The sequence below is a fragment of the Clavibacter sp. VKM Ac-2873 genome (assembly GCF_015351075.1).
Taxonomy (GTDB): domain Bacteria; phylum Actinomycetota; class Actinomycetes; order Actinomycetales; family Microbacteriaceae; genus Clavibacter.
Map to the genome: position 1 here is coordinate 238738 of NZ_JADKRS010000001.1, position 11756 is coordinate 250493.

The 11756-nt window shown below is 73.8% G+C and carries 12 protein-coding genes, 1 tRNA gene and 1 other RNA gene; 3 read left to right on the forward strand and 11 right to left on the reverse strand.

Going from position 1 to position 11756, the window contains the following annotated elements:
• Positions 1-38: 38 nt before the first annotated feature.
• Complete coding sequence (locus ITJ44_RS01110) at positions 39-3059, reverse strand: bifunctional [glutamine synthetase] adenylyltransferase/[glutamine synthetase]-adenylyl-L-tyrosine phosphorylase (RefSeq protein WP_194632958.1); 3021 nt, start codon at positions 3057-3059, stop codon at positions 39-41.
• A 58-nt stretch (positions 3060-3117) separates the two neighbouring features.
• Positions 3118-4455: a glutamine synthetase family protein gene (locus ITJ44_RS01115; protein ID WP_194632959.1), complete on the reverse strand. Its 1338-nt coding sequence runs from the start codon at positions 4453-4455 to the stop codon at positions 3118-3120.
• An 85-nt stretch (positions 4456-4540) separates the two neighbouring features.
• Between ITJ44_RS01115 and panB the strand changes: the two genes are divergently transcribed.
• On the forward strand, positions 4541-5410 hold the full coding sequence (gene panB / locus ITJ44_RS01120) for a 3-methyl-2-oxobutanoate hydroxymethyltransferase (RefSeq protein WP_194632960.1): 870 nt from the start codon (positions 4541-4543) through the stop codon (positions 5408-5410).
• Positions 5411-5418: 8 nt separating this feature from the next.
• Here panB and ITJ44_RS01125 read toward each other — a convergent pair whose 3' ends face one another.
• Positions 5419-5601 carry an SPOR domain-containing protein gene (locus ITJ44_RS01125; RefSeq protein WP_194632961.1) on the reverse strand — a complete coding sequence of 61 codons (183 nt, stop codon included), beginning with the start codon at positions 5599-5601 and terminating at the stop codon, positions 5419-5421.
• A gap of 74 nt (positions 5602-5675) precedes the next feature.
• Between ITJ44_RS01125 and ppgK the strand changes: the two genes are divergently transcribed.
• On the forward strand, positions 5676-6497 hold the full coding sequence (ppgK, locus tag ITJ44_RS01130; protein WP_194632962.1) for a polyphosphate--glucose phosphotransferase: 822 nt from the start codon (positions 5676-5678) through the stop codon (positions 6495-6497).
• 75 nt (positions 6498-6572) lie between these two features.
• Here ppgK and rnpB read toward each other — a convergent pair.
• From rnpB to ITJ44_RS01165, 7 genes are all read right to left on the reverse strand, one after another.
• Positions 6573-6953, reverse strand: an RNA gene (gene rnpB / locus ITJ44_RS01135) — RNase P RNA component class A.
• A gap of 43 nt (positions 6954-6996) precedes the next feature.
• The gene (locus ITJ44_RS01140; RefSeq protein ID WP_194632963.1) at positions 6997-7731 is read right to left on the reverse strand and encodes a zinc ribbon domain-containing protein; all 735 of its coding nucleotides are present in this window, start codon (positions 7729-7731) and stop codon (positions 6997-6999) included.
• Positions 7732-7822: 91 nt separating this feature from the next.
• On the reverse strand, positions 7823-8650 hold the full coding sequence (locus ITJ44_RS01145; protein WP_194632964.1) for a Nif3-like dinuclear metal center hexameric protein: 828 nt from the start codon (positions 8648-8650) through the stop codon (positions 7823-7825).
• A gap of 52 nt (positions 8651-8702) precedes the next feature.
• A complete protein-coding gene (locus tag ITJ44_RS01150; RefSeq protein ID WP_194632965.1) occupies positions 8703-8894 on the reverse strand; it encodes a hypothetical protein in 192 nt (63 codons plus the stop codon).
• An 85-nt stretch (positions 8895-8979) separates the two neighbouring features.
• Entirely contained in the window at positions 8980-9591 is a 612-nt protein-coding gene (locus tag ITJ44_RS01155; RefSeq protein WP_194632966.1) for an energy-coupling factor transporter transmembrane component T, read from the reverse strand.
• Entirely contained in the window at positions 9588-10292 is a 705-nt protein-coding gene (locus ITJ44_RS01160; protein ID WP_194632967.1) for an ABC transporter ATP-binding protein, read from the reverse strand. Before ITJ44_RS01160 ends, ITJ44_RS01155 begins: the two co-directional genes overlap by 4 nt.
• Positions 10289-10930: a biotin transporter BioY gene (locus ITJ44_RS01165; protein ID WP_194632968.1), complete on the reverse strand. Its 642-nt coding sequence runs from the start codon at positions 10928-10930 to the stop codon at positions 10289-10291. The genes ITJ44_RS01160 and ITJ44_RS01165 overlap by 4 nt, the downstream gene beginning before the upstream one ends.
• A 76-nt stretch (positions 10931-11006) precedes the next feature.
• Here ITJ44_RS01165 and ITJ44_RS01170 point away from each other — a divergent pair, with 76 nt between their 5' ends.
• Positions 11007-11606: a TetR/AcrR family transcriptional regulator C-terminal domain-containing protein gene (locus ITJ44_RS01170; protein ID WP_194632969.1), complete on the forward strand. Its 600-nt coding sequence runs from the start codon at positions 11007-11009 to the stop codon at positions 11604-11606.
• A gap of 28 nt (positions 11607-11634) precedes the next feature.
• Here the strand turns inward: ITJ44_RS01170 and ITJ44_RS01175 are convergent.
• A tRNA-Val gene (locus ITJ44_RS01175) sits at positions 11635-11707 on the reverse strand.
• Positions 11708-11756 lie beyond the last annotated feature (49 nt).

Below are 11756 nucleotides of genomic sequence, written 5' to 3' on the forward strand. Positions count from 1 at the left end.
CGGCCCGTCGTCATGCGCGCCCGATGATGAGGGCGGCGTCAGGCCCCGCGCGGGTCGGGTTGCTCGTCGAGGCCGTAGAAGAGGCGCTCGAACACCGCGCGGGAGCGACGGGTCACGCCGAGGTACTCCTCCTCGAGCACGGACGCGGACCCGGGCGGGTACTCGAGGAGCCGCGCGATGGCGTCGAGCGCGGCGCGATCGGCGGGCAGCACGTCGGCCGTGCGATTGGTCCACAGGGTCATTGCCGAGCGGACCCGCGACGCGAGGAGCCAGGCGTCCCGGAGGCGGGCGGCGTCGCCCTCGGCGACGAGGCGCGACGCGACGGCGGCATCGAGCGCACCGAGGGTGGTCGGCGTCCGCAGGGCGGGGTGCGCGTGCGCGTGCTGCAGCTGGAGCAGCTGGACCAGCCACTCCACGTCGCTGAGCGACCCACGACCCAGCTTCAGGTGACGCGTGGGATCCGCGCCCTGCGGGAGCCGTTCGTTCTCCACCCGCGCCTTGATGCGCTTGATCTCGCGCACGGCGGCGTCCCCGATGCCGTCCGGGTAGCGGTAGCCGTCCGCGAGCGCCGTGAAGTCGGCGATGAGGCCGCTGTCGCCGACCACGCCGCGTGCGCGCAGCAGCGCCTGCGCCTCCCAGGTGAGGGACCAGCGCTCGTAGTACGCGCGGTAGGACGCGAACGAGCGCACGACGGGTCCGTTCCGGCCCTCGGGACGGAGACCGGTGTCGAGATCCAGCGGCAGGCGGGCGTCCTCCGTGAGGCGCGTCAGCTCGGTGACGATGAGCTGGGCGCGGCGCTGGGCGAGCTCGGGATCCATGCCGGCGATCGGGCGGAACACGTACATGACGTCGGCGTCGGATCCGAAGCCGAGCTCGGCCCCGCCGTAGCGGCCCATGGCGACCACGGCGAACTCGGGCCACGGGCCGTCCTCGCGGCGGATGGCGCGCATGACCCCGCGGAGCGTCGCGGTGGTGATGTCGGCGAGCGACGGTCCGAGCGTCTCGACGTGCGTGACGCCCACGATCGCGCCGATCGCGAGGCGCAGGACCTCCCGGCGGCGGAGCGTGCGCAGCGCGGAGGCCGCGGCGTCGGCGGTGGGGTGCCGGTTGACGGTGGCGACGGCCTCCTCCTCCAGGGCCGCCCAGGTGCGGGGGCGCAGGTCCTCGTCGCGCGCGAGCCACGCCGCGGTCTCGGGGACCCGGTCGAGGAGCTCCGAGACGAACCGGGATCCCGAGAGGACCTGCGCGAGGCGCTGCGCGGCACCCGCCGAGTCCCGGAGCATCCGGAGGAACCAGTTCGACTCCCCCAGCGCCTCGCTGAGCCGTCGGAACGCGAGCAGGCCGTGGTCGGGATCCGGGCCGTCGGCGAACCACTGCAGGAGCACGGGCAGGAGGTGGCGCTGGATGGCGGAGCTGCGCGAGACCCCCTGCGTGAGCGCGCGGATGTGCGCGAGCGCCCCGCGCGCGTCGACGAAGCCGATGGCCGAGAGGCGCGCGGCCGCCTGGTCGCTGGTGAGCGCGAGCGACTCCTCGGGGAGCGACGCCACCGCGGCGAGGAGCGGCCGGTAGAAGAGGCGCTCGTGCAAGGTGCGGACGGCGGTCTTCGTGGCGGTCCACCGCGCCGTCAGCTCCTCCGCCCGACCGTCGAGGCCCGTGCTGCGCGCGAGGATGCGCAACCGCTCCTCATCGGTCGGCATGAGGTGGGTGCGCCGCAGCTGATCCAGCTGCAGGCGATGCTCCAGCAGACGGAGGTAGCGGTAGTCCTTCGCGAACTCGCCGGCCTCCGTGCGGCCGATGTAGCCCCCGTCCGCGAGGGACACGAGCGCGGCGAGCGTGCTGCGGTCGCGGACGGCCTCGTCGCCCTGCCCGTGCACGAGCTGCAGGAGCTGCACCGTGAACTCGATGTCGCGGATCCCGCCCGGTCCGAGCTTGATCTGCTGGTGCAGCTCATCGGCGGGGATGTTGTCGGTGACGCGCGTGCGCATCCGCTGCACCTGCCCGACGAAGCCCTCCCGTGACGCGCTCGACCAGACGAGCGGCGCGACGGCGTCGGCGTACCGCTCCCCCAGCTCGACGTCGCCGGCCAGCGGCCGGGCCTTGAGCAGGGCCTGGAACTCCCAGTCCTTCGCCCACCGCTCGTAGTACGCGAGGTGCGAGTCGAGCGTCCGGACGAGCGCGCCGGCCTTCCCCTCGGGCCGCAGGTTGGCGTCGACCTCCCAGAGGGCCGGCTCGATCTCGTGCTCGTCGATGCCGCGCATGGTCAGCACGGCGAGGCGCGTCGCGAGCTCGACCGCTCGGGCCGGCTCGACCACGGTCTCGCCGTCGTCGTCGGTGGCGGCCTCGGCGACGAAGATGACGTCGACGTCGCTGACGTAGTTGAGCTCGCGGGCGCCGGCCTTCCCCATGCCGATGACCGCGAGGCGCGTCGCGGCGATCTCCCCGGGTCGTGCGCGACCGAACGTCCCGGGTGCCGAGAGCTCCGCGCGGGCGACGGCGAGCGACACCTCGAGGGCCGCGCCCGCGAGGTCGGCGAGGGCCGCGGTGACCGGGCGCACGGCCGCCAGAGGATCCGGGTGCACGAGGTCCCACGCCGCCACCCGGGCGACGAGCGCGCGGTAGCGGACCCGCAGGGCGGTCCGGGCGGCCGGACCGGTCATCGCGGCCACGCCGTCGACGGCGCCGACGGCGTCGAGCAGGCGGGCACGGACGTCGGCCGGAGCGGGCGCGCCCTCCAACGGGCGGGCGAACGCGTCGAGCTCGACGGTGTGCCGCGCGAGGAACTCGGCGAGACCGCGCGACGACCCGAGCACCCGCGCCAGGCGGTGGCACGCGTCGGGGTCGGCGAGGACCGCGCGCGTGCGCTCTGGATCCGCGCGGAGGAGCCGGACGAGGGCGTCGAGGGCCCCGTCCGGATCCGCGCTCGAGTGGAGCGCCTCCACGAGGTCCGCCTCCGCCCATCCGGACAGCGCAGCGGCCTCCTCGAGGGCCTCGCCGACCTCGCTCAGTCGCGCGAAGCCGGCGCGCGCCAGAGCGCCGAGCAGGGTCTGCCCACGTCTCATGGCGCGCTCCGGCCTCGTCGTCGGATATCGGTCGTGATGCTGCTGGCGGGCGTCCGGCTCAGAGCATCTCGAGGTTGGAGCGCAGCTCGTAGGGCGTCACCTGGGCGCGGTAGTCGCGCCACTCCTGCCGCTTGTTGAGCAGCACGTAGTTGAAGACCTGCTCCCCCAGCGTCTCGGCGACGAGCTCGGAGCGCTCCATGAGCTGGATCGCGTGGTCCAGGCTCGACGGCAGCGGCGCGTACCCGAGGGCGCGGCGCTCGGCGTCGCTCAGGGTCCACACGTTGTCCTCGGCCTCGGCCGGGAGCTCGTAGCCCTCCTCGATGCCCTTGAGGCCCGCAGCCAGCATGAGCGAGAAGGAGAGGTACGGGTTCGCGGCGGAGTCGATCGCGCGGTACTCGACGCGGGAGCTGTTGCCCTTGTTGGGCTTGTACAGCGGCACGCGCACGAGCGCGGACCGGTTGTTGTGGCCCCACGTCACGAAGCTCGGCGCCTCCCCGCCGCCCCAGAGCCGCTTGTAGGAGTTGACGAACTGGTTCGTCACCGCGGTGATCTCGGGCGCGTGCTTGAGCAGGCCCGCGATGAACTGCCGGCCGATGGTGGAGAGCTGGTACTCGGCGCCGGATGAGTAGAACGCGTTGACGTCGCCCTCGAACAGGGACATGTGCGTGTGCATCCCGCTGCCGGGGTGCGCGGCGAGCGGCTTCGGCATGAACGTCGCGTAGACGCCCTGCTCGATCGCCACCTCCTTGATGACCGTGCGGAACGTCATGATGTTGTCGGCCGTCGTGAGCGCGTCCGCGTAGCGGAGGTCGATCTCGTTCTGGCCGGGGCCTGCCTCGTGGTGGCTGAACTCGACGGAGATGCCGAGGTCCTCCAGCATGCGCACCGAGCGGCGGCGGAAGTCGTGCGCCGTGCCCCCGGGCACGTTGTCGAAGTAGCCCGCCGCGTCGACCGGCTCGGGCCCGTCGACGCCGAACTCGCTCGACTTGAGCAGGTAGAACTCGATCTCGGGGTGCGTGTAGAAGGTGAAGCCGCGGTCGGCGGCCTTCTCCAGCGTGCGCTTGAGGACGTTGCGGGGATCCGCGATGGCGGGCTGCCCGTCGGGCGTCGAGATGTCGCAGAACATGCGCGCGGTCGGGTCGATCTCGCCGCGCCACGGGAGGATCTGGAACGTCGTCGGATCCGGGTGGGCGAGCATGTCGGCCTCGTACGAGCGGGTGAGGCCCTCGATGGCCGACCCGTCGAACCCGAGGCCCTCCGCGAACGCGCCCTCGACCTCCGCCGGGGCGATCGCCACCGACTTGAGGGTGCCGGTCACGTCGGTGAACCACAGGCGCACGAACTTGATCCCGCGCTCCTCGATCGTCCGCAGGACGAAGTCACGCTGCTTGTCCATCCACCACCCTCTCGTCGGTGTCCAACCTACCGGCTGACCAGGGGTCGGGCGGAGCGCGCGCGGGGCCCGCCGTAGACTCCGAGGCATGCAGAGCCCCGACGCTGCCGTCACCCCGCCCGATCCCGCCCGCCTCCCGAGCGAGCCCGCCGGACCGCCCAAGCGGGTCCGGATCCGGCACTTCGCCCGGGCCAAGGAGCAGGGCCTCCCGATCACGGGGCTCACCAGCTACGACATGCTCACGGCCGGCATCTTCGACGAGGCCGGCATCGACTTCCTGCTCGTCGGCGACTCCGCCGGGAACACGGTGCTGGGCTACGACACGACCGTGCCGGTCACCGTGGACGAGCTGATCCCGCTCGCCCGCGCCGTCGCCGGATCCGCCGCACGGGCCCTCGTCGTCGCTGACCTGCCATTCGGGTCCTACGAATCGGGGCCGGACCAGGCGCTCGCGACCTCCGTGCGCTTCATGAAGGAAGCCCGCGCCCACGCCGTGAAGCTCGAGGGCGGGGTGCGCAGCGCCGAGCAGATCCGTCGCGTCGTCTCCTCCGGCATCCCCGTGATGGGCCACATCGGCTTCACCCCGCAGAGCGAGCACGGGCTGGGCGGACACATCATCCAGGGCCGCGGCGACGCCGCGGAGGCGCTCCTCGCGGACGCGCGCGCCGTCCAGGACGCGGGCGCCTTCGCCGTGGTGCTCGAGATGGTGCCGCAGGAGATCGCCCGGCGCGTGAGCGAGGAGCTGCGCATCCCCACCATCGGCATCGGCGCCGGGAACGGCACGGACGGTCAGATCCTCGTCTGGACCGACTTCGCCGGCCTCACGAGCGGCCGCGTGCCGAGGTTCGTCCGGCGCTACGCGGACATGCGCGCGGTGCTCCTCGACGCGGCGATCCGGTACCGGGAGGACGTCGTCTCGGGCGCGTTCCCTGCCGAGGAGGAGAGCTACTCCGACTGAGCTGGGGCTCAGCCGTCGTCGCGGTCCTCGGCGGCCCACTGCTCGGCCCGCTCGCGGAGCCGCTGCGGAGCCTTGGCCGCCTCCTCCGCCGTGGCGAAGGGGCCGATCCGATGGGCCGCAGGGGACAGCATCCCCTTCTCCACCTCGCCCGTGCGGTCGTCGTACCAGTACTGCTCGTCGCTGTCGCTCATGCTGCCGATGCTAGGCCCGTCCGCCCCGCGCGCGACGGCCGGACGGCGTCGGGCGAGCCGGTAGGGTCGCTTCCATGAGCGAGGACGCGACGACCGCAATCGGCATCGACATCGGCGGGACCGGCATCAAGGGCGCCATCGTGGACGTCGCCACCGGCGAGCTGCGCAGCGAGCGCGTGAAGCTGCCGACGCCCCAGGGCGGCGAGCCGGACGACATCGTCGCCACCGTGAAGCAGATCATCGACGCGCTCGGCGATGTGCCCGCGGGCACGCCGCTCGGCGTGTGCTTCCCCGCCGCGATCGTCCACGGCACGACCATGTCGGCCGCGAACGTCTCCCCCAGCTGGATCGGCCTCGAGGCCGAGAAGCTGTTCGAGGAGCGCCTGGGGCTCGAGATCACCTTCGTCAACGACGCGGACGCGGCCGGCTACGCGGAGGCCCGCTACGGCGCGGCCAAGGACGTGCGCGGCCTCGTCATCATGACCACGCTCGGCACGGGCATCGGCACGGCCCTCATCCACGACGGCGTCCTCATCCCCAACGCCGAGCTCGGCCACATGGACGTCGCGGGCCGCCGCGACTTCGAGCGCCGCGCCTCGTACGCGGCCAAGGAGCGCGCGCACCTGAACTGGAAGCGCTGGGCCGCCCGGCTGCAGGTGTACTACGGCCAGCTCGAGAAGCTGATGTGGCCGGAGCTGTTCATCGTCGGCGGCGGCGTGTCCAAGAACCACAAGCACTTCCTGCCGCTGCTGCGCCTGCGCACCCCGATCGTGCCGGCGGAGCTGCGCAACAACGCCGGGATCATGGGCGCGGCTGCTCTCGCGGCGCACGCGGCCGGGGCCATCACGCACGCCCCGGCGTCCGACCTGGTCGACAAGACCAAGCCCGAGGACTGACGCACCCCAGCCCGGACGACGGAAGCGGTCGGACCCCCGAGGGGATCCGACCGCTTCCGCGTCTGGCGCGTGGTGCGGATGGGCCGGCTGATACGCCGGGTTCTGTCCCGGTGCCTCAGGCACCATGGACGGCCATCTATCTCGGAGCTGCGTCGCCGCAGCCCTCCAGCGGTCTACCCGGGGACTGGACGAGCAGCCTGTGCGTCCCCTGTTCGACCTTGCTCCGGGCGAGGTTTGCATAGCCGACCCGATCACTCGGGCCGCTGGTGGTCTCTTACACCGCCGTTTCACCCTCACCCGCCGCTTCCGCGACGGGCGGTCTGCTCTCTGTTGCACTGTCTCGCGGGTCACCCCGGGTGGGTGTTACCCACCGCCCTGCTCTACGGAGCCCGGACGTTCCTCGACGCGGTCTCCCCCTCTCGGGATCCACCGCGGCGCGACCGTCTTGCCGACCCATCCGCGGGGTCGAGTCTAGGGCAGCGTGCGGGTGGCGCTCCCGCTAGAGGCCGGACTCGTCCGTCCGCACGAGGATCGCGTTGCTCTCGGGGTCGATGACGACGTCGTCGGGCGCGCGCTTGCGGAGCGCGTCCAGGTCGCTCTGGTGGAGGGCGATGTTGCTGCCGAGGGAGATCCCTCGATGCAGCATGGCGGCGCCCACGCCGTACCGTGCGCGCTGCTTCTCGTAGAGCGCGAGGAGGTCATCGGGGAACCGCGGCGCGAGCGCGTCCCGGTCCTTCCGCGCCTGCTCGGCCTGCGCGCGCAGCTCGACGGCCGCGGCGTCCCGCTCCGCCTCCACCGCGCCGAGGCGATCGGCGAGCGCGTCCCGTTCGACGGCCACCTCGGCCTGCGCGGCCTGGGCCTCCTCGAGACGCTGCATCACCTCGAGCTCGACCTCCTCGAGGGTGTCGCGGCGACGCAGCAGCGACTCGAGCTCGCGCTCCAGCGCCTGCACGTCCTTCGAGCTGCCGCCCGCCTCGATGCGGGTGCGGTCGCGGTCCATGCGCGCCTGCACGACCGCCACGTCGGACTCGATGCGCGAGAGCTCGGTCTGGGCGTCCTCCACGACGCCCGTCCTCTCCCCGAGCCGACGGCGGACGAGCTCCATCTCCCGCTGCAGCTCCTCGATCCTCTTCAGCTGCGGGAGCTGCGCGAGCTGGCGCGTGAGGTGCGTGAGCCGGGTGTCGATCTCCTGCAGGTCGAGGAGCTCCTTCTGGATGCTCGGATCGGCTTTCATGCTCTCCCTCTCGTGGTGCGGCTCCGCCGGTGTGGGGCGAGCACGCGATGCGTGTGTCGTGGATGCGCGGGACCGCCCGCGCGGCGGCCGCTCACTGCGTGACGGCGAAGTCCCAGGGGTCGGTGCGCATGTCGCTGACGGTGACCTCCACGTCGGGGAGCGCCGCCCGCAGCGTGCCGGCGGCCTGGTCGAGCCACAGCCACTCGCTCGCCCAGTGGGACGTGTCGATGAGGTACGGCGTGCCGCCGCGGAGGGCAGCGGACTCGCGCGCCTCGCTGGCCGGGTGATGGCGGAGGTCGGAGGTGATGTAGACGTCGGCGCCGACCACCTCGGGCGCGGCCAGCAGCGAGTCGCCGGCTCCCCCGCAGAGCGCCACGCGGGTCACGGGCGCGTCGTAGGGGCCCGCGACGCGGATCCCCGTCGCCGTGGGCGGCAGGATCCGGGCCAGCTCGCCGGCCAGGCGGCCGAGCGACGTCGGCGCGGGCAGGTCGCCGACGCGGCCGATGCCGCGCACGCCGTCCCCGGCCGGGTCGATCGGCCGCAGGGTCTCGGGCACGAGGCCGAGGAGCGCCGCGAGCCGACCTGAGGTGCCCTCCTCGACCACGTCGGCGGTGGTGTGCGCGGCGTGCAGGGCGCAGTCGGCGCGCACGAGGTCGGCGAGGAGCGCTCCCTTGTAGCCGGTCTCGGCGATGGTGGTGACGCCGCGGAGCAGCAGCGGGTGGTGCACGAGCAGCAGGTCGGCGTCGGCGGCGACGGCCTCGTCGACCGTCGCGCGGACGGCGTCGACGGCGAGGTGGATGCGGCGGACCGGCCGACGCGGATCCCCCGAGACGAGCCCGGAGGCGTCCCAGTCGGACGCGCCCGCGGGAGGCCATGCGTCCTCGACGACCCGGACGACGTCGGCGAGGGTGGGGATCACCTGCCCATCGTAACGAAGGGGCGACCGCCGCCCGTCCCGGGCCGCGCGCCCGTCAGCCTCGGCGCGTGTCGCGGCGGGTGCGTCCGTCGCCCCGCGCCGCGTCGGGCGCGACGCCCGGCGACGGCACGAGCGGCTCGAGCGGCCAGAGGCTCCGCTGGGCGGATCCGCGGTGGGTGCTCGACCCATGCGTCGCGGCGTCGACGACCGACCATGCGGCGGCGCCATCGGCCGTGTCGGAGCTCATGCGTGGATGCTACCGCGACACGCCCGCGACGACGCGGGCCGCGCGGCCCGTGGACATCGCGATCGGGCGGGTGCGGCCCGGCTCGTCACCTCACCCCGCGGGCGGTGAGCGCGTCGCCCAGCTGGTCGGCGTGCTTGAGGGCGACGACGAGGAAGGGGACGACGAAGGTCCGGAGTCCTGGACGTGCCCCCCGCGCGCGCTGCGCCTCGCGGACGTCGGCGGCCAGGCGTCCGAGGACCGGGACGGTGCCGGCGGTCACGGTGAGGAGCAGCGAGATCCGCTCCGTGTCGAGGCCGAGCCTCCGCAACGGACCCAGGCCGCGCTCGATGCCGTCGAGGAGCGCGGTCATGGAGGTCGTGAGGACGAGCAGTCCGGCGACGGCGATCGCCGACGTCACGCGCGCCGTGTTCGCCACCGCGGGCTCGGGCCCGAGCAGCACGAGCTGGCTGACGAGCGTGACGAGCATCAGCCAGCGCACCGCGCGCACCTGTTCGGCGAGGCGGCGGAGGCCGAGGAGGCCGTCGCCGAGCTGCGCGGCCGCGTAGGCGACGACGGCCACGGCGACCGCGGTGCCCGCCGCCCACCAGGTGGACGGCAGGAGCGAGACGCCGAGCACGACCACCATGAGCGCCACCAGCTCGGGTCCCGCCGCCATGCGCTCGAGGCGACCGGGTCGTCGCGGCTCCGTCGACGTCATCCGAGCATCGCCTCGTACTCGGCGATGACCGGGGCGGGAGCTCCCGTGCGGATGAGGCGGCCGTCGGCGAACAGGATGGCGGCGTCGCAGCGCGCGGCGGCCGCGAGGTCGTGGGTGACGAGCACGAGGCGGTGGCCCTCCTCGAGGAGGTGGTCCGCGACCCGGCGGGCGTTCCGGGCGTCGAGGTACGCGGTGGGCTCGTCGGCGATGACGAGCTCGGGGCGCCGGACGAAGGCCCCCGCCAGCGCGAGCAGCTGCTTCTGCCCGCCGGAGAGCTCGTGCGACGACCGGTCGGCGAGGTGCTCGATGCCGAGCCGGCGGAGGGCCTCGGCGACCCGGGCGTCCGACTCGGCGCGGGGCAGGCGCTCCGGCCGCAGGGAGAACGCGACGTCCTCGGCGACGGTGGGCATGACGATCTGCGCGTCGGGGTTGCTGAAGACGAGGGCGACGCGTCGCCGGAGCTCCCGGGATCCGCGCTCCGGGTCGATGCCCAGCACGGCGAGATCCCCCGTGGTGCGTCCGACGAGCCCCCCGACGAGGCGGGCGAAGGTGCTCTTGCCCGAGCCGTTCTCCCCGATCACGGCGAGGGTGCGCGCATCCGCGTCGAGCGTGACGTCGTGCAGCGCCTCGACGTCGCCGAGGCGCACGCCGACGCCGGCGAGGTGGAGGGCCGCCGCGCCGACCCCGTCCGTCGGGGTCACCTGGCGGTCGCCGCCGCGGCGTCCCGCCGTGCCGTGGTCCAGCCGGTCGGACGACGGAAGGCGCGGGGGTAGCCGCGCGCCAGCGTCATCACGATCCCCGTGGCGATGGCGGCCTTGATGAGGTCGCCGGGGAGGAAGACGAGGCTGGTGTAGGCGGTCTGCGTCAGCGGCAGGCGCGTGACGAGGCTCTGCACGGGGATCCCCACGGCGTAGATGACGAGGATCCCGCCGACCACCATGGCCGCGGCCGTGCGCCACACGGTGGGTCGTCGGCCGCCGAGGTGGACGAGGAGCCCGACCACGGCGGCTCCGGGGATCCAGCCCACGAGGTAGCCGGCGGACGGGCCGAGGAAGACGCCCAGGCCGCCGGTCCCTCCGGCGAGCAGCGGCAGCCCCACCGCGACCAGGACGAGGAGGACGGCGAGGGCGAGGGCCCCGAGACGCGGCCCGAGGACGGCGCCGGCCAGCATCACGCCGAGCGTCTGGGCGGTGATGGGCACGCTGCCGAGGACGCTGATGCTGCCCGGCAGCCCGAGCACCGCGACGACGGCGGCGAGCACGGCGACCCGCGCGAGGTCGGTCGCGTCGAGGTGGGCGCGCCGGTCGGCGCGCAGGGGCTGGGTGCGGGACGGGGTCATGGGCTTCCTTCAGCACGAGGCGGTCGACAACGACCTGAACGATGTTCACCTGAACGGCGTTCACTATAGTGGCGGCATGGCTCGAGCGCAGGCGACGGGGCGGCACAGCCGCGACGACGTCGCCCGCACCGCGCTGCGGATCCTCGACGAGCACGGCCTGCCGGACTTCACGATGCGACGCCTCGGGGCCGCGCTCGACGTCCAGCCGAGCGCGCTCTACTGGCACTTTCCCGACAAGCAGAGCCTCCTGGCCGAGCTGGCCGACCGCATCGTCGCCGAGGCGGTCATCGCGACGACGGTCCGCCCGCACGCCGACTGGCGGGAGCGGGTCCGGCGCACCGCGACGTCCCTCCGCGCTGCGCTGCTGGCCCATCGCGACGGCGCCGAGGTCGTGGCCAGCACCACGGCGATGGGGCTCGGGGCGACGGCGGCGCGCGATGCGCTGTCCGCGGCGGTCGCCGGCGGCGGCTTCGGCGAGGCCGACTGCGCCCGGGCCGCGTCGGCGCTCCTGCACTTCGTGCTCGGCCACGTCGCGCACGAGCAGCAGCGCATCCAGCTCGATCGGCTCGGCCTGCTGACCGTCCGCGCGCCGGCGCAGGAGTCCGCCGACGACTTCGCCTTCGGGGTCGACCTGCTGGTGCGGGGACTCGGCACCCGGGCTGATGCCGCGCGGTGAGGGGCGCGTCGTCGAGCGGATCGCGAGGTGGGCCCTGCCGGGCTCGAACCGACGACATCCACGGTGTAAACGTGGCGCTCTACCAACTGAGCTAAAGGCCCGCGACGCCCGGTCGCCGGGCGCCCGGCAATGCTAGCCGACCGCGTCGGC

Excerpts from the sequence above, each read along its gene's own strand:
- ITJ44_RS01110 (WP_194632958.1), bottom strand. The coding sequence starts at position 3,059 with ATGAGACGTGGGCAGACCCTGCTCGGCGCTCTGGCGCGCGCCGGCTTC.
- ITJ44_RS01115 (WP_194632959.1), bottom strand. The coding sequence starts at position 4,455 with ATGGACAAGCAGCGTGACTTCGTCCTGCGGACGATCGAGGAGCGCGGG.
- panB (WP_194632960.1), top strand. The coding sequence starts at position 4,541 with ATGCAGAGCCCCGACGCTGCCGTCACCCCGCCCGATCCCGCCCGCCTC.
- ITJ44_RS01125 (WP_194632961.1), bottom strand. The coding sequence starts at position 5,601 with ATGAGCGACAGCGACGAGCAGTACTGGTACGACGACCGCACGGGCGAG.
- ppgK (WP_194632962.1), top strand. The coding sequence starts at position 5,676 with ATGAGCGAGGACGCGACGACCGCAATCGGCATCGACATCGGCGGGACC.
- ITJ44_RS01140 (WP_194632963.1), bottom strand. The coding sequence starts at position 7,731 with ATGAAAGCCGATCCGAGCATCCAGAAGGAGCTCCTCGACCTGCAGGAG.
- ITJ44_RS01150 (WP_194632965.1), bottom strand. The coding sequence starts at position 8,894 with ATGAGCTCCGACACGGCCGATGGCGCCGCCGCATGGTCGGTCGTCGAC.
- ITJ44_RS01155 (WP_194632966.1), bottom strand. The coding sequence starts at position 9,591 with ATGACGTCGACGGAGCCGCGACGACCCGGTCGCCTCGAGCGCATGGCG.
- ITJ44_RS01165 (WP_194632968.1), bottom strand. The coding sequence starts at position 10,930 with ATGACCCCGTCCCGCACCCAGCCCCTGCGCGCCGACCGGCGCGCCCAC.
- ITJ44_RS01170 (WP_194632969.1), top strand. The coding sequence starts at position 11,007 with ATGGCTCGAGCGCAGGCGACGGGGCGGCACAGCCGCGACGACGTCGCC.